The organism is Leptospira interrogans, assembly GCF_900156205.1.
In the GTDB taxonomy this organism is placed as follows: domain Bacteria; phylum Spirochaetota; class Leptospiria; order Leptospirales; family Leptospiraceae; genus Leptospira; species Leptospira interrogans.
Map to the genome: position 1 here is coordinate 115,208 of NZ_FTNA01000010.1, position 17,984 is coordinate 133,191.

The 17,984-nt window shown below is 33.7% G+C and carries 13 protein-coding genes; 1 reads left to right on the forward strand and 12 read right to left on the reverse strand.

Annotated features, from left to right (window positions below):
• Nucleotides 1-193 precede the first annotated feature (193 nt).
• From lenA to BW942_RS10435, 11 genes are all read right to left on the reverse strand, one after another.
• The gene (gene lenA, locus BW942_RS10385) at nt 194-931 is read right to left on the reverse strand and encodes a lipoprotein LenA (RefSeq protein WP_000809534.1); all 738 of its coding nucleotides are present in this window, start codon (nt 929-931) and stop codon (nt 194-196) included.
• Between the two features lie 241 nt (nt 932-1,172).
• Nucleotides 1,173-1,373: a hypothetical protein gene (locus BW942_RS10390; RefSeq protein WP_001278415.1), complete on the reverse strand. Its 201-nt coding sequence runs from the start codon at nt 1,371-1,373 to the stop codon at nt 1,173-1,175.
• 150 nt (nt 1,374-1,523) lie between these two features.
• Nucleotides 1,524-2,513, reverse strand: coding sequence for a tRNA dihydrouridine synthase DusB (gene dusB, locus BW942_RS10395; RefSeq protein WP_000619222.1), 990 nt, complete (start codon nt 2,511-2,513; stop codon nt 1,524-1,526).
• A 4-nt stretch (nt 2,514-2,517) separates the two neighbouring features.
• Nucleotides 2,518-5,022, reverse strand: coding sequence for a DNA gyrase subunit A (gene gyrA / locus BW942_RS10400; protein WP_017861868.1), 2,505 nt, complete (start codon nt 5,020-5,022; stop codon nt 2,518-2,520).
• An 18-nt stretch (nt 5,023-5,040) separates the two neighbouring features.
• Nucleotides 5,041-6,960, reverse strand: a complete 1,920-nt coding sequence (gene gyrB / locus BW942_RS10405) for a DNA topoisomerase (ATP-hydrolyzing) subunit B (RefSeq protein WP_000076460.1) — start codon at nt 6,958-6,960, stop codon at nt 5,041-5,043.
• A 65-nt stretch (nt 6,961-7,025) separates the two neighbouring features.
• Complete coding sequence (locus BW942_RS10410; protein ID WP_000650727.1) at nt 7,026-7,490, reverse strand: DciA family protein; 465 nt, start codon at nt 7,488-7,490, stop codon at nt 7,026-7,028.
• On the reverse strand, nt 7,487-8,584 hold the full coding sequence (gene recF, locus BW942_RS10415; protein ID WP_000478836.1) for a DNA replication/repair protein RecF: 1,098 nt from the start codon (nt 8,582-8,584) through the stop codon (nt 7,487-7,489). The genes BW942_RS10410 and recF overlap by 4 nt, the downstream gene beginning before the upstream one ends.
• A gap of 661 nt (nt 8,585-9,245) precedes the next feature.
• Complete coding sequence (dnaN, locus tag BW942_RS10420) at nt 9,246-10,367, reverse strand: DNA polymerase III subunit beta (RefSeq protein WP_000695822.1); 1,122 nt, start codon at nt 10,365-10,367, stop codon at nt 9,246-9,248.
• A gap of 1,655 nt (nt 10,368-12,022) precedes the next feature.
• A complete protein-coding gene (gene dnaA, locus BW942_RS10425; RefSeq protein ID WP_000478209.1) occupies nt 12,023-13,354 on the reverse strand; it encodes a chromosomal replication initiator protein DnaA in 1,332 nt (443 codons plus the stop codon).
• A 463-nt stretch (nt 13,355-13,817) separates the two neighbouring features.
• The gene (locus tag BW942_RS10430; protein ID WP_000834729.1) at nt 13,818-14,750 is read right to left on the reverse strand and encodes a DNA polymerase III subunit; all 933 of its coding nucleotides are present in this window, start codon (nt 14,748-14,750) and stop codon (nt 13,818-13,820) included.
• A 6-nt stretch (nt 14,751-14,756) separates the two neighbouring features.
• Nucleotides 14,757-15,680, reverse strand: a complete 924-nt coding sequence (locus BW942_RS10435) for a branched-chain amino acid transaminase (protein WP_000841027.1) — start codon at nt 15,678-15,680, stop codon at nt 14,757-14,759.
• Between the two features lie 143 nt (nt 15,681-15,823).
• On the opposite strand from BW942_RS10435, the gene mnmG reads away from it, so the two are divergent.
• Nucleotides 15,824-17,731 (forward strand): tRNA uridine-5-carboxymethylaminomethyl(34) synthesis enzyme MnmG, encoded by a 1,908-nt coding sequence (gene mnmG, locus BW942_RS10440; protein WP_000572985.1) that lies wholly within the window; start codon nt 15,824-15,826, stop codon nt 17,729-17,731.
• 38 nt (nt 17,732-17,769) lie between these two features.
• Here the strand turns inward: mnmG and BW942_RS21625 are convergent.
• Nucleotides 17,770-17,984, reverse strand: a 215-nt coding sequence (locus BW942_RS21625) for a hypothetical protein (RefSeq protein ID WP_139325928.1), incomplete at its 5' end; no start/stop codon positions are given.

Consider the following 17,984-nt stretch of genomic DNA (forward strand, 5'->3'; position numbering starts at 1 on the left):
TAAACTTCTATTTTATAAATTGTGGTAGTTTCCACATGGAAAGAATCAATCTGTAAAGTTCAGATTCCAACTTTTTTCAGAAGTCATGGGTTCATAACATCGAACTCGCGTTAAAAAAGAAGATTTTCAAAAACGTTTCGAAAAAAGGAAATTAAGTTTTCGAAACGTTTTTTAGAAATTAAAATTTAGAATTTTATTGAAGAATAATTCCGAATTTTCCCGCAAGTGTGTTTATATCCGTATTGAACTCATCCTGTTTAGCCGCCGCCTTTTTCAAAGATTCTGTCGCGACTTGAAGGATTTTATTTTTTTCCTCGTCGGAAACGGAGTTATACTTTGCAAGTTCTTGACTTGATTTTTTCAATAGTTTTACGGTTTCTCCAAGAAGAGGATCCTTGCTTAAAGAAGTCGATATTGTTTTGATCCAAACGTCGTAATAATTGTTCAACTTGTCTTCCGTCAAAATCGAATCATAACAAGTGACTTTAGAGAATTCTTGGATCACTTCCTGTTCTAAACAATACATTCCTCTTTTTAACTTACCTTTTGTGTTAGCAGTAATCGTCGGTTTTACAAATGCATCATCTGCATCGTTTAACACGAAATATACGTTTTCAGAAAAATTCTTTGCAGGTGCAAAACCTTCTTTGTTTTCAACAGTTTTTACTTTGATATAGGTTACAGTGGAAGTTCCTTTTTTTGTAGTTACTTCCGCTTCAACGTTTTCTAAACCTGTTACTTCTTCCATTCCATAAACAAGGCTGACTTGATCTTCCTTTTTATCGGAACCAGGAACTTTATAAATCCATTGGTCAAAGTTCGCATACCTGTTTCCTAAGATCTGCGCTTCTTGTTTTTTTTCTTCCTTTTTACATCCGATTATAATCAACAAAAGAAAAGAAAGAATTAAGAATAACTTAATTTGTTTCATGCAGTGGCTTCTCCATTTCTCAAAGTTTTTAAGCCTGCAGAGAATTTAGTCAAGAATTAATGAAGACAGTTAAGAAAGGTGCTAACACGATTCGACCGAGACTTCTCGGTGTTCGTGGTTCTGAGGTGCGCAAAACAAAATGATGTTTATAAAATATCGTATAATGTTTTAAGATAACAGACATACCCGGAACTGTTTTTAGTACCATTTCCTCTGTTAGGTGCATTTGTATTACAAGTCATTAATGGCCCAATCTGGAGCGGAGAACTTCGGCCGCAATTCTTGCTTCCGATTCAAAGTTAATTTCCATTTCACGAATCTCCTTATCCTTTTCGATCAGGGCTTTAGGATTCCAAAGATTGCGTTCATCTCCTACCGGAAGATGGTCGGTTTCGGAATCGATACCTAAGAAAGTTCGGAATAAAGGATCGTCGTCGCTCAACTCATTACCAAGCCGCCATATGAGGCGTGACGCTTCAATGACCGATAACCTTTTTTCTAGAAAATTATCCAGGCAAATAAGCAAACGGTCCCTCACACGTTGCAAGTAATCTTCAAGCGATAGATCGTGATGGTCGTTTGTCATGGATGGTTATGGAAAAGCAAAACGTTTAGTAGTTCCAAAAGTGGGCACAGTGAATTCGATTCTTTTTTTATCCGAGAGCAAAATATCTTCAAAACGATTCCACTCTTTAATTTCCAATAATTCCGTTTTCCAAGCGAGATCAAATTCAAAGCCATTTAAATATTTTACGAGATGTTTTCTAAATAAAACCAAACCGAATTCTTCTCCATAATCCTCAATCATCCAACGTAAATGTTGTAAAATTACATCTAAAACTTCAGACCAAGACAATTCTTCTTTTTTAACTCCGGAAAAAATCCAAGGATTTCCAATCGCGTTTCTACCGATCAAAACTCCGTCTAACAAATATTTATCGATCTTAAAATTCGCCTCCTGAAAACTTTTAATATCTCCGTTGCCAAAAATTGGAATTTTCCGATTTACTTTTATTTCTCCGATTGCATCCCAATCCGCAAATCCTGTATAAGCCATTTCTTTTGTACGACCGTGAACCGTAAGAGCATCTACACCGGATTCTTCCAAGATTTTAGAAACTTCAAGATAGTTTCGAGAAGTTGAATCCCATCCAATCCGTATCTTTGCTGTAACGGGAATGTTCACTCGTTTTTTTATAGCTTCTATAATTTTGCCAGCTAACAAAGGTCTACGCAAAAGTCCAGCGCCTGCTCCTCGTAAGGAAACCTTACGAGTGGAACAGCCCATGTTTAAATCGATGATGTCGGGTTTTAATTCCTGAATGATCTCTGCAGCTTCTGCGATAATTTCCAATCTGTTTCCAAAAATTTGAAATGTGATCGGACGTTCTTCCGATTTGTAGCGAAACATTTTCAGAGCCTTAGGCGCTCGATGAACGAGTTCGTCTGTATTTACAAACTCGGTATAAGAAAAAGCAGCTCCAAATTTTCTACAAATTCTACGAGTAGGTGAATCTGAAATTCCCGCCATCGGAGAAAGAGAAATTTTCCCCGGAATCGTTACGTTTCCGATCCGGATCATAAAATCAATTTTCTCCTAGAACTGTAAAATCCTGAACCTTATCGTTGTCTTTTAAATCCACAATACGAACACCTACAGCAGTTCTACCTAATTTAGAAATATCGAATGCATTAATTCGGATTGTCATCCCTTGTTGAGTGATTAGAATAATTTCGTCTTCGCTTCCAACAGAACCTGTTCCCACGGAAAATCCGTTCTTTTCGGTTATCTTTAAATAGGCCATTCCTTTGCCGCCTCTACCTTTTGCGGCAAATTCTTCAAAGCCAAGACGTTTTCCATAACCTTCTTCCGAAACTACAAATATATCTTCCCCTTCTTTATATTTGCTAAGTCCTACAATCGCATCGTCCTCTGCAAGTCTCATCCCAGTAACACCACTAGCGGTTCTTCCTTGGGCTCTAATGATGTTACCTTCAATTCGAAGAGCTAACCCTTTTTTAGAAAAGATCATAACCTCGTCTTTATCGGTCATCGATTCTACTTTGATTAACTCGTCTCCTTCTCTAAGTCCGATTGCAATAATCCCAGACTTTTTAACATTTCCGAACTCTTTTAATTGAATTCGTTTAATAAATCCTTTCCTTGTTACCAAAAGAAGATCTTTATCCATATCTTCTCCTCTAAACGTAAAAACGGAAGAGATATATTCGTCTTCTCTCAAGTTGATGATTGCTTTGAGAGATTTTCCTCTTGCTTCTTTAGAAGCAATTGGTAATTCGTAGGCTTTCATTACATAAACTTTCCCTATATTAGAGAAAAACATAATATTATCATGAGTCATTGCAGCTTTCATGATCTTAATTACATCATCTCGTTTTTGAGAAAGACCCTGAATTCCTTTACCACCTCGTTTTTGTCTTTTAAAAGTATCTATAGGAAGACGCTTGATAAATTGATCATAAGTAATTTGAGTTACAATTTCTTCATCCGCGATTAAATCCTCTGCGTTAAATGAAGAACTCTCTATAGTTTCAATAGAAATTTCTGTTTTTCTTTTATTCCCGTATTTATCTCCAACTTCTTGAAGTTCTGTACAAACAATTTCATTTACACGAGAAGGTTTTGCGAGAATATCCTTTAGATCGATGATAAGCTTTCTCACTTCTTCCAATTCATCTATGATCTTCTGAACCTCAAGAGAAGTAAGTCTTTGTAATCTCATCTCCAGAATCGCATCCGATTGAACTTCAGATAAACTAAATCGAATCATCAATTGTTGTTTTGCTTCTGGAGGATTTTTAGAAGCACGAATCACTTTAATCACATCTTCTATATTTTCTAAAGCGATTTTCAAACCTTCTAAAATATGAGCTCTTTTTTCCGCCTTATCTAAATCAAACTGCGTTCTCCTAACGATAACTTCCCTTCTATGGGCCGCGTAAGCAGTTAATATTTCTTTAATATTAAAAATTTTAGGTTTGTTATCTAAAATCGCAAGCATTGTGATTCCGTAACTTACCTGAAGTTGAGTCATCTTGTAGAGTTGGTTTAGAATGACTTGAGCATTTGCATCTTTTTTAATATGAATTTCTACACGAATTCCTTTTCGATCGGAAAGATCTAGAATTTCTGAAATTCCTTCGATTTGTTTTTCGTTAACTAGATCTCCAATTTTTTCCAGAAGGACTTTTTTATTTACTTGATATGGAATTTCTGTGACTACGATTACTTCTCTTCCATTTTTCTTTTCTTCTATTTCTACTTTAGAACGAATTCGAATTGAACCTTTTCCGGTAGAATAAGCAGAGATCAGCCCCTCCCCTCCGATAATAATTCCGGAAGTAGGAAAATCTGGACCAGGTATAATTTTTAGAATTTCTGGAATTGTAATTTCCGGATTTCGAATGACCGCGATTACTGCATCAATAGTTTCCCTAAGGTTATGAGGAGGAATGTTTGTAGCCATTCCTACCGCGATCCCAGAAGAACCGTTTACAAGTAAGTTTGGAAAATTTGCAGGTAAAACATCCGGTTGTTCTTTCGTATCATCATAGTTAGGTGAAAAACTAACAGTTTCTTTTTCGATGTCGCGTAATAATTCTTCGGCAACTTTTTCAAGCCTTGCTTCCGTATATCGATAAGCCGCCGGGTTATCTCCGTCGATAGAACCGAAATTTCCCTGTCCATCAATCAAAGGAACTCTTAAGGAAAATTCCTGAACCATTCTCACAAGCGCTTCGTAAACAGATGCGTCTCCGTGAGGATGATAATTACCGATTACTTCCCCAACAATTTTAGCACATTTAACATAAGGACGATCACTTCTCCATGCACGTTCGTTCATAGCATGAAGGATTCTTCTATGAACCGGTTTTAATCCGTCTCTTACATCTGGAAGGGCACGCCCAACGATCACAGACATAGCGTATCCTAAATACGCTTCTTTCATCTGATCTTCGATTTCTACAGGAATAACTCTTACGCCGTTTTTAAGAGCATCTGCAATATCTGGTTTTCCAGCAATATTATAGCTTAGGACTTTGGTTTCATTTTCCATTTCTTGACTCATTTCAAAATCCCCTTTCGATCAAAGATCTAAGTTTGCTACCTTAGCCGCATTTACTTCTATGAATTGTTTTCGAGGTTGAACTTCGTCACCCATAAGAACATTAAATGTCTCTTCTGCTTCCACGAAATCGTCTAACTTAACTTTTAGTACAACTCTGTTGGAAGGATCCATCGTAGTTTCCCAAAGTTGCTCCGGATTCATTTCTCCTAAACCTTTGTATCTTTGAATTACCACTTTTTCCGCACCTATGTTTTTTAATAATTCTTCCTTTTCCTTATCCGAATAAACGTAAGTAGAATTTTTGCCGTGTTTAATTAAATACAAAGGAGGTTGTGCAACATAAAGATAACCTCTTTCAATTACGGGACGCATATAACGAAAAAAGAATGTAAGAAGCAAAGTACGAATATGAGAACCGTCTATATCCGCATCAGTCATAATCATAATTTTATGATATCGAATTTTATCTATATTAAATTCATCTTCTCCGATTCCGGTTCCTAAAGCTGAAACTAAAACTCGTATTTCTTCACTGGAAAGGATTTTATCTAGTCTTGCTTTTTCAACGTTTAGAATTTTACCTTTCAAAGGAAGAATCGCCTGCGTATTTCTATCTCTTCCTTGTTTTGCGGAACCACCCGCAGAATCGCCCTCGACAAGATAAAGTTCAGAATGTGCCGGATCTTTTTCGGAACAATCCGCAAGTTTCCCTGGAAGACCACCACCTTCTAAAACCGTTTTTCTTCGAGTAAGATCCCTAGCTTTACGAGCGGCTTCCCTTGCTTTAGCGGAAAGAATACATTTTTCTAATATCTTTTTTGTAATATTCGGATTCTCTTCAAAAAATAAAGTCAAACCTTCTGAACTTAAGGTTTGCATAATCCCTTTGATTTCCGCGTTCACTAATTTTTCTTTTGTCTGGGAATTGAATTGAGGTTGAGGAATTTTAATCGATATAACAGCTGTTAATCCTTCTTTTACATCTTCTCCGGAAAGACCTGTTGGATGTTTTTTAGAAAGGGTAGAATCCTTTTTTAAAAAGTCGTTTAATGTTCTTGTAAGAGCCGCACGAAAACCTTCTAAATGTGTTCCACCTAAATTGTTATTTATATTGTTTGTAAAACAGAATATGTTTTCCGTATATGTTTCCGAATATTGGATCGAAATTTCAGCCAAAACGTCGTCTTTATTTCGTTCAAAGTGAATCACTTTGTGCATGGGATGTTTGTTTTCGTTGATATGTTCCACGAAAGAAACGATTCCACCGGAAAATTGAAATTCGTTTCGTAAAATATTTTCCTTTCCGCGTCTATGGTCTTCGACAACTAAAACCAAACCTTTATTCAAAAAAGCTAATTCTCTAAAACGTGCAGAAAGAACGTCAAATTGAAAATCTACTGTGGTAAAAATGGTGGCATCCGGTTTAAAACGAACTATGGTTCCCCTTTCCGAAGAATCTCCTTGAATTTGAACCGAAGAAACAGGAACGCCTTTTTCGTATTTTTGAGTGTAGACTTTCCCTTTTTGATGAACTTCAACTTCCAGATATTCGGAAAGTGCATTCACTACCGAAACCCCAACCCCATGTAAACCTCCAGAAACTTTGTAGGCATCATTTTCAAATTTACCACCTGCGTGAAGGATTGTCATAACAACTTCGATTGTGGAAATTTTTTTGTCGGGGTGAATATCGACTGGAATTCCTCGACCATTGTCTTTCACCTCAACGATGTTATCCGGTAAAATACTGATTTTAATTTCTGTACAATGACCAGCCATGGCCTCGTCAACCGAGTTATCCACGACCTCGTAAACCATTTTATGAAGCCCGGTTTCGTCCTGAGTTCCGATATACATTCCCGGACGTTTTCTAACAGCTTCTAGACCTTCTAAAATTTTAATCTGACCGGCACTGTAGCTTGTTTCTTCTTGGCTCATATTTTTCGGACCTCAGGAATAGTTTTCCTGAAAACCATAGGGAGGCAAGGAAATTCATCGAATCCTTAAAGATATTGAAGAATCTCTAGGTAACGTTTTTTAATTTCGGGATCAGTTTCTTTTTCGAGAATTGCAATTAAATGGTCCTTGCCTTCTAAACCTTTTTTTTCTTTGGTCTCGGTATTCGTAATAGAATAAGAAGCTGTTAATTTACCGATGGAAATCTCAATAGAACGAACGATTCCTTTTCCTAAAAATCGAGCGGATTCTCTGATGATACGATTTTGTAAAAAAAGTAACTCTTGTTTATACGCGTTATGGGATACAAGAATTCTAAGTTTACCGAATTGAATCGAATTGACTTCGGAATTAGAAGCGAACACTGGGCCAACAATTTCTTTCCAACGGTTTTTAAGAGTATGAATAGAAATTTTTTCTTGGAGATTTTCTTCCGTAATTCCCATTTGATTTAAAATAGAACGAAATTCGGAGGTTTCGATCTTTTTAGATGAAATTAAATCGTCTTTCATTTTATAGGCTCGACTTTTCCTTGTCGAATTAGGAAAATTTGCTTTTGATCCTTAAGTTTACCGACATAATCTTGAATTCCTTCTAAATCCGTCGTAGTAAAAAAAGCCTGCCCCGCAGTAACTACAAGATCTACAAAGTATTCTCTTCTTTTTACGTCCAGCTCTCGAATGACATCATCAATTAATAAAACGGGAATGGTGTTCAAAATATCTTTGTAATAATTAAAAGTTGCCGCCTTTAAAGCGATCACGGTACTTCTTTTTTGACCTTGGGAACCAAATTCGGTAATATCTCTTTGATCGGTTCCAATAAAAAGATCATCTCTGTGAATTCCTACTGAAGTATAACCAAGCCTTAAATCTCTACTTAAATTACGGTTAAGTTTTTCTAAAAATTCGTCTTGGTCTTTTACATTAGGTTTATAGATTAATTCGAGTCCGTCTTTTCCTCCGCTCAGTTTATCTAAATTAACCCTATAAAAAGAATTTAATTCCAAAACAACTTCTCTTCTTTTGTTGAGTATAAAGATCCCTTTTTCTACGATTTTTTTATCCCAAATAGAAAGATGAGAAATATCTAGATTTCCACTTTTTAAAAGCGCATTTCTATGTTTTAGAATTTTATTATATTCTAATAAAAATTCAAGATAAAAAGGATCAAAGGAAGAAATAAAAGCGTCTATAAACTTTCTTCTTTCCGCCGGACCACCTTCTATAATTTTTAAATCCATCGGAGTTAATAATACAGTGATAAACTTGCCGATTAGATCTGTTCTTTTTTTTATTTCTTCTTGATTAAATTTTAATTTTCTTTTAACAGATGGTTTAGAAGTAAATCCAATTTCTAAAACGGATTCTTTTAGGTTATTTTTAATTTTTCCTCTGAGAAAATAATTTTCAGAACCCCATCGAATAAGGTTTGAATCTTCAGATTCGCGAAAACTTTTTAACCAAGATAATATACAAATCGCTTCTAAAAGATTAGTTTTACCTTCTCCATTATCTCCAACAAAAAAAATAAGCCTGGAATCAAAATCTAGACTCAGTTCTTCGTGGTTTCTAAAGTTTTGAATAGTAAGATGTTTTAAAAACATTATAATACATAACCAAAAGACTATTTAAAGTTTTAAAAGAAATATTTAAAAATCTTAATATTAAATGAGTTTAGCACAATAAAATCGGGCAAATCTGACTTGTCTATAACAAACCGGACTCTCAGTTCTGGTCGTAAAATTGTATGCAAAAAATATGATACAATAATCTTCTTTAGTTTTAATATAGAAAGCGATCTATTGATCGCCCATAGAAGCGGGATGCCGAGTTCGCTCACATCGATTACTTTCACATTAATACAATAAAGTAACTTTTACAAAACATGTCTTTTTAGTTTATAAACTTTTTAATAAACTTCATTACTAAAACGATGTGGATTTCTATTTTTCTCAATTTCATTTTTTTAAAATGATACGTCAGCTTTTTCTACTCAGAATTATATAACAGTGTTTAATATTCTGTATTTAAACAATTTTTTACAATAAAACTCATGGTACCTAATTTTATAGAACTCAGTAAAACAAAACTTTATAATAAACCAGTACCAAAACTAGAACCTATTTTTGTAGGTTGATCTTTTTGATAAAATACAATTAGATTTTTGGCTGAGCTTTAAATTAAAAGATACAAACCTTAAAATCAAACTTAGTTATAAAAATTTCATTTTTGCAATTAATATTATATAATAAAATTATAATACTATTACAATTTCATAGGCATAATCACAGAAATAAATTCAGGATCAGAAGGATCTTTAAAAATAACCGGAGAGTTTGCATCTGAAAATTCTATTTTAACTTCGTTGTCGTCAATCGATCTAAAAATATCCATGAGATATTCACCTTTGAATGCAATCGTGACTTCATCCCCAGAATATTCGATTGGTTTGTTAATACTTGCCTCAGAAGCACCAAGAGTTTGAGCGAATAAATTTAAATTATTTTTACTGAATGTAAGTCTTACTTGTCTGGAAGGTTCTTCTGCAGCGGTCAAAACTTGTCGTAAGGAAACTTGAAATTCTTCTTTAGAAATGCTCGTAGAAAATTTAGTATTTTTAGGAATGACTTGTTCGTAGTTTGGAAAATTTCCTTCAATCAATTTACATAATAGTTCAATGTTGTTTGCAGAAACATAAATTTGACCGTCAATTAAACCTATATTTCCAACTTCAGAAGTTGCGATCATTTTAGAAATTTCCCGGATCGCTTTTGCAGGAACTATAATAGAATCTTTAAACTGTAATGGGGAAGGAAGGGTTCTTTCAATTTTGCAAAGTCTTCTTCCATCCGTTCCAACAAAAATCAGTTTATCTCCGTTAGGAATCATATAAAGACCGTTAAATATAAATCTCTGATCTTCATGTGCAATTGCATAAGAAGTCTTACGAATCATGTCATTTATCAAAGTACTAGGGAAAGAAGATACTTGCGAAGAATCAATTTTTGAAATTGTTTTAATTTCATCAGCATCCATTCCACTGATTTTGGATTTATAATCGTTTTTACCAGAAGCATCGGTAATGTAAACGATAGAAGAATTACTATCCGATTCTTCTAAAGACAAATTTGTATCTTCAAAATGGATTGTTTTAAAAAAGCTAGAAAGTTGTTTTGCAGGTAGAGAAACATTCCCTTCTTGAGTTACGTCAGCAGGTACAGATGTTTTGATTGAAATTTCGAGATCGGTAGCAGAGAGAAAGGTTTCTTTTCCTTCGGCTTCTATTTTAAGATTTGATAATATAGATTTAATCTCTCTTGTAGTAATTACACCTTCTACGGCGTGAATTGCTTTTAAGAATTCAGATGTATTAACTTTAATTTTCAATTTTTTTCTCCTAGTTTCTTTTTAATTAAATAAGTTCTTATTATTGTACAGTTGTAGGAGTAGTACCTGTAAATATGTACATAAAATTGTATTCCTAAAGAATACTGAAATATGTCTCATTTTTTTTGAAAAGAGAATTTTCTTTTCCGACATAATTCTAAGTCGATTTTTCATTTCTAAGTGACAATAATCTTACATTATGTCTTATTTACAGATTTATTTTATTTTTTAAACACTAAATCTATATGTTATTAACAGGTTATATACATTCTTTGGGAAAATTTGTATTACTTTCAAATTCTCAGTTTTGTATAAGTTCCCACATTTTTAGATTTTAGAATCGATTTTAAATTCTAAAAATAATTAAAACGATAAACATTGAGATAAATTTTGCCTAAACCACGTAATAGAATACGCAAAATTTATAATACTTAATTAGAATTGTTCAAAAATTAATTCCTCATTTGTTTCTATTTCATGGAAACTATCAATTGAAGCAAGTTTTGTTAATCACTGCTATGGAATTTTTCAACAACTCTATTTTATAAAATCAACATAACACCGTAGTAAGTGTTTTGTAAGTACTACATTAAATTGATGAATTATGGTGTTTGATAAATGAACTCAGGTTTAGAAATTCTAAGAGCTGATAAAATTAAATACTGCTATATAAAAGGTGATTTATTTAAAAGTACTTCGAGCTTTTAGAATTATTGAAAATGATTATAAAAGTCAAATTTAAGTTTAGGAATTTTATTGATCCTTGTGTAATAGAGCATCATGAATTTTAAAACAAATCCTAAATTTTGAAAATTCGGTTCATAATTTTTAAATAAAACAATTCATCAAAACCTTACAAATTGCACCTAATTCAAAATTGTTGGCCTTTGTAAAAGAAATGTTATATTATAAGTTTTGAAACAGACGTATTGATAGTTACTTCTTTTCATTCTCACCTTTATCTTTTACCTCAATTTTTGGCGAAAAAAATGTCTACTTTTATGTTACCAGGTCAAACCCATGATTCTGAAAAAAAAATTGGAATCTAAACTTTACAGATCGATTCTTTAAATGTGGAACTACTGCAAAAATTTAACGAGATTAGAACTGCTCGAAAGGTTCGTAAATTGCTAAATGCGACCTAATTTGTAGCATAACCAACCCCATAAATAATTGGATCTCAAGATCTATCGTCGGAATTACGACAAAATCTTCTGTAAAACTTAGTTCCCGCCCCACAACGCGATTCATAAAGAACGTTGTGATGAGTTTTCCCTATTTTTGGGTGGGGGGAAAGGTTTTCTTTATCAGAAAAACATACTTTTTGCAAGTAAAAAGACTCATTCTTGTCGGAACACTTGAAAAATGTGCCTTTTTGAGCCCAGAACGGCGATCCATAGAAAGCCCGTTCTGTTGAGTTCATTCTGATTCTAAAATCCTATTCAACTTGTGGGGTTGGTGATGAATTGTAGGAACTACTGCATTTTATTAAAAATTTTAAAGAATTATAACGTAAAATTTTTTGAGGTTTTAGGACAACTCTAAGATAAAACGAATTTCTCCACGAACTCACGTTAAAAATTATATAATAAAACGTATCTAAAATTTTATAAGAGTAAATTTGAATATCAATCTCTACAAATGTAGAATGAATCTTATTGTAGTTTATATTTGGAACTAATTCGTTCTACTAAAAAACGCATTTCCTTATTGTTGGAAAGAAGTTCCTCGGTTTTTCTAACTCCGTGGATTACTGTGGTGTGTTGAGTTTGAAAAAGTCTTCCAACTTGGGACTTGTTCACGTTAAATACATTGTGGAGTAAATAAAAACATATATGACGCGGAATGATTAATTCTTTCTTTCTACTTTTTCCCATAATTTCGGCAGTGTTTAAATTAAATTCCTTCGCAACGGCTTCTATAATCCGATCATGAGAAAATTCTATATTTTTTTTACGATAAAGTCTGTTTTTTACGATTTCTTTCACTTTATCTAAATTTAAAAAAAGAAGAGAATACGATTTTTTATATAGATAAATGTCGTTAAGCGCACCTAAAAGAAGTCTTGTATCTTCTTCGATTTGATCTGCTAAAAAATCTAATATATCTTCGCTTAAACCCAGATCCATAATTTTAGAATGATGAGTTACTATTCCTTTTCTAATTTCCCTGTCTGGGTATTGAATGTCTGCTTGAACACCTGTAACAAATCTAGATTTTAGTCTTTCATGAATTGCAAGTTCAGAGCTAGGACGATCCGAAGCGATTACGATTTGTCTTTTTCTTTCAAATAAAAAGTTAAACAATGCAAAAAACTCATCTTGAGTTTTTTCAGCATTCGTAGAGAGAAGCTGAATATCATCTACGATAAGACAGTTATAGGATTGATATTTAATCTTAAAACTTTCGATAAGTTCCCTGGATTGAAGTGCAAAACGAAACTCATTCATAAAAGAAGAAATATCTACATAACATACTGTTTTCCATGGATCTTTTTTAGTAAGTTCTGATCCAATTGCGTGAAGTAAATGTGTCTTTCCTACTCCTACACTTCCAAATATATATAGAGGATTGATTTCTGCAGGTTTTCGAACGCATTCTTTTGCAGCTGTATATGCCAAACGATTACAATCCCCTACAATAAAAGTTTCAAATGTATAATCTGGGTTAAATTGAAAATCTTTTTGATCAAAAGATTTTTCAAGAATAGACTGAAGAGGAGAAGCTGCTTTTGTTTCGATTAAGATTTCCACTGGAATCTTATCGCCACAAGTTTCTAAAATTGCATTTTCAATAATACTTTGATATTTTCTTTCTACGTGCGTTTTGATTGTGGCAGATGGAGCTATGATTGTACATTTTTCAGAGTTAATGGTCTCTAACTTTAGTGTATCAATGAACCGTTCATAATATTGCGGAGATATTTTTTTGGATACTTCTTCCAAAATTTTATTCCAAACTAGGTTCAATTTTTCCTCCAAAAACAATTAACTCTCTCTTAAAGAAATTTATATAAGTTCGAATTAAAAAAATTTTCTCAATTCGATTGAGTTTACTGATCTTTCATTTATAGCATTCCAAAATTTTGAAAGAAGTCGGCTAAAACAAACTGTCGGCAGATTTTTATCAAAACATAGTGTTCCGAAAAACTAAATTCTTATATGGTTATACTTTTTCGGATGACTTTCGACTCTGAGATTTCTATGTAAAATTCCTACATTTGACAGACTTTTCAATTCTAGAATTCAATGAATGAGAATACAGTATTTTTAAAAGAAGCCTTGTACTCAAATGAAAATTCCGGAATCAGAAACTTTCACTAAAAAAAGAATCTGTTTATGTTTTGAATAATTAATTATGTCACAATTATTCAATAGATTCCTTTTTTATTTTGACTAACGTTAAAGGAGTAATCGTAGAGTAACATATATTCAAAATTTTGAATATATTCTAAATAGAAAGTTTAAAAAATAATCTGGAAAGAGCAATTGAATCGATTCCAATTATCTTTTTGTGAAGTTCTGTTTTAAATTGAAAGATGGCTTCTAACTTTGAAAGATTACTTTCGTAATCAACTCTTGTGTATTCGTACATTAATATAAGACTTACAAGTTCTAAAAATTCTTTATAAGAAAAATTTTCCTTCCATTCTGGATGTTCATCTTTATAGGAAAGAATCCACGATTCCAATTTTAAAAGATCTAATCCTGTTTCTAATCGATCTTTTATTTTTTCTTGAACTAAATCTAACACTTCTTTGGGGCATTCGGATGATATAAGACTTCCACCTTGGAATGGAAATGTAGAAAGACCTAAGTTTGTATTTATTTTTCTAAGATCCTCTTGATTGAGGTATTGGAAAGGAACACAAATGGCTCTACTTACGATTGTTTCTTTGAGTTTATCTAAATTGTTTACGATAAAAATAAATCTAGAAAACGGAGGCGCTTCTTCTAAGGATTTTAAAAGTGCTGTTTCTGCTTCGTTTCCAATAAGAGACGCATCTGGAAAAACAATAAAACGAAATTTGGAAAGATGAGGACGATAATTTAATCGAGAACGGATCAACCATCGGATCGAAAATTCTTCTGGATTATCTTCACTTCCGATGGGAATGATTTTACCGCTTTCTTCTGGAAAACGAATATAATCCGGATGTGAGTTGTGTATAAAAGATTTACAAGAAGCACATACTCCGCACGAAGTTCCTTCGAAACACAATACGTTTTTGATAAATCGTTCGGATGCAGATTCTTTTCCGGTTCCGTCCGGCCCGTGGAAAATTAAAAGTGGTGGAATGGTTTCTGGTTTGGAAATATATCTTTTTAAAAAAGTAAGAGCAACTTCTTGTCCTAAAATTTCATCCAACTGAAACGATTTCATTCTTTTCTAATATACTGGAGTTAACCAATGTCTGTATTTTTCTTCTTTGTTAATCACTAGATTAAAAAATAAGTTTTGAATCTTTTGAGTAATTGGGCCAATAGCTGAATTTCCGATTTTTCTATGATCGATTTCTGAAACCCAAGCAATTTGAACCCCAGTTCCAGAAAAGAAAACTTCGTCAGCAATATAAAGTTCGCTTCTGGATATATCTCTTTCGATTACTTCGATCCCATTATCTTTTGCGATTTGAAGTACACTTCTTCGAGTAATTCCTTCTAATAAAGAGGAGTTGATTCCGGGTGTAATGATCTTCCCATCTCGAACTAAAAAAATATTTTCAGCAGAACCTTCGCTTACAAATCCTCTCGAATCTAAAAAAATTGCTTCATCAAATCCATTTTGAACTGCTTCCGATTTTGCAAGAGCTGAATTTACATATCCTCCGGATACTTTGGAAAGAGTTGGGATTACTGCGTCGTCAAATCTTCTCCAACTAGATACCATCGTTTTTAATCCTCGTTTTGTATCTAAGTAGTCGTTCAACTGAAGAATGTAGATCGCGAGTTGTGTCGGAACATCATGAAAACGAGGTGAAAGCTGCAGTGCCGATGTATAAACGAAGGGACGAAGATAAATATTTTCTTTGTAGCCACACTGGCGGATCAAATCAATCGTTATGTCTCTCAACTCTTCTTTTATCTTATCTAATTTCAGCTGCATGATTCGAGTTGAGTTGATTAATCTTTGATAATGATCTAAGATACGAAAAAGATAAATATTATCCGTGTCTTTATCGTAGTAGCCGCGAAGCCCACCAAAGACGGTTGTTCCATATTGAAGCGCATGAGTTTGAATGCTAATTTTCGCTTCGGACTCGGGAACGATTTTTCCTTCGAAATAGGATAGTTTCTTGATGGATTCTGCCATAGAACAGGAACCTGATAAGTGATATAATTCCATGAATCAATATGTTGGGTCTCTTGTCGATTCATCTTGCAATCGTAAGACTCAAACCTTGAGAAACATCTCATTCTAAAATTTATAATTAATTTTCAGGAAGTTGAATTTAAATGATCGAATCCAAGAACCAATCTTTTTTTCCAAATCGTTTTGACTGTGTTGTAGTTGGAGCTGGTCACGCAGGTTCGGAGGCGGCTTATATTTCTTCTAAAGGTGGTGCGAGAACTCTTTTAATCACTATGAACTTAGATACAATCGGTCAGATGTCTTGTAATCCTGCAATTGGTGGAATTGCTAAAGGACATATGGTAAGAGAAGTAGATGCACTTGGTGGTATCATGGGTAAGATGATCGATAACACTGGAATTCAATTTAAAATGTTGAACACTTCCAAAGGTCCGAGTGTTTGGGCGCCCCGTGCTCAAGCGGAAAAGAAAGAATATCAACTCAAAGTAAAACATACTCTTGAAGCTGAGAAGAATCTTTCAATTCGTCAAGACACCGTTGAAGAATTGATCATCGAAAACGATCAAGTAATCGGAGTAAGAACAGGTCGCGGTTTTGAAATTTTTACGAATCACGTGATCTTAACTACAGGAACGTTTTTGTCTTCTCTTGTTCACATTGGAACGTATCAAAATGAAAACGGAAGAATGTGTGAACCTACCGTCAAAGGTCTTTCTAAGTCTTTAGCAAAATACAATTTAAAGTTAGGAAGATTAAAGACAGGAACTCCACCAAGAATTCATAAAAACTCTGTGGACTTAAGTGTACTCACAATTCAAGAAGGGGATTCAAATCCTTCTCCATTTTCTTTTTCCACAGATAAGATTACTCGAAAACAAATTCCTTGTTTCATTACTTATACGAATGCTGAGACTCACAAACTCATTCATGAAAATCTAAATTTATCTCCTATGTATTCTGGACAAATACAAAGCACAGGCCCTCGTTACTGCCCTTCGATCGAAGATAAAGTTGTTCGATTTGCAGATCGTGAAAGACACCAAGTGTTTCTTGAACCGGAAGGATATGAAACTTCTGAAATTTATCTCAACGGAGTTTCCACAAGTCTTCCTGAAGAAGTTCAGTGGAAGTTAGTAAGATCTCTGAAAGGTTTAGAAAATGCGGAAATTGTAAGACCCGGTTACGCGATCGAATATGACTATGTAGATCCGACCGAACTCAAACCAACTTTAGAAACAAAAAAGATCAAAGGTCTCTATCACGCGGGACAAATCAACGGAACTACAGGTTATGAAGAAGCTGCGGCTCAAGGTTTGGTTGCGGCTTATAGTGTTCTTCATTCTTTAAGAAATCTTACTCCATTGTTGTTCAAAAGAAGTGAGTCTTATATCGGTGTTTTGATCGACGACTTAGTTCACAAAGGTGTGGAAGATCCATATAGAATGTTTACTTCGCGTGCAGAACATAGACTTCTTCTCAGACAAGATAACGCAGATCAAAGATTAATGAAATATGGATATGATCTTGGTCTTGTAGATCAGAAAAGTTATGATTGTATGAAGGAGAAATACGAGAGAGTAAATTCGGTTCGAGAAAAAATTTATCAGATTCCGCTTAAACCTTCAGATAAATTTCAAAATCTTTTGGATCAAAAAGGAATCACAAACTATAAATTTGGTATGAAACTAGATTCTTTTTTAAAACGTCCGGAGATTAAAATCAAAGATATAGAGTTTATGATTCCTGAAGTAAGCTCTTGGTCTGATTTGGAAAAAAGTATTCTTGAAATGGAAATTAAGTACGAAGGTTATATTAAAAGAGAACTTGAAACAATCCAATGGAAAAATAAATATTTGGATCTTGCAATTCCGGAAGATATAAACTACGAAATGATTGCAGGATTAAAGAAAGAAGCCATTCAAAAATTAAAAAGCCACAAACCAATGACTTTAGAAAAGGCGAGTCAAATTTCCGGAGTAGACCCAAGTGACGTAGATCTAATTCTTTATCACATCAAAGGAAAGAAAAAACAGGAAGTGGAAATTTTCTAATCGTTGTTGGTTTTACTCTGAGTTCTAGGAACTCCTACTTAGCGTTTCGTTCTAAGCTTTCCCTGTAACTTGCCGTCGGAATTTCGATAAGCGATGTCAAGTGACGACAAAGTCGGGTTGGCAAGAATTGATTGTTGTGAGAAACTCATAAATACCTTTTTTCGACTTACATTTTTGAAACCAATTGAAAATGTAAAAAATCTTCTATCCTGTAAGTTGGCATTCATCCAATGAAATTGAAAAATCAATGACT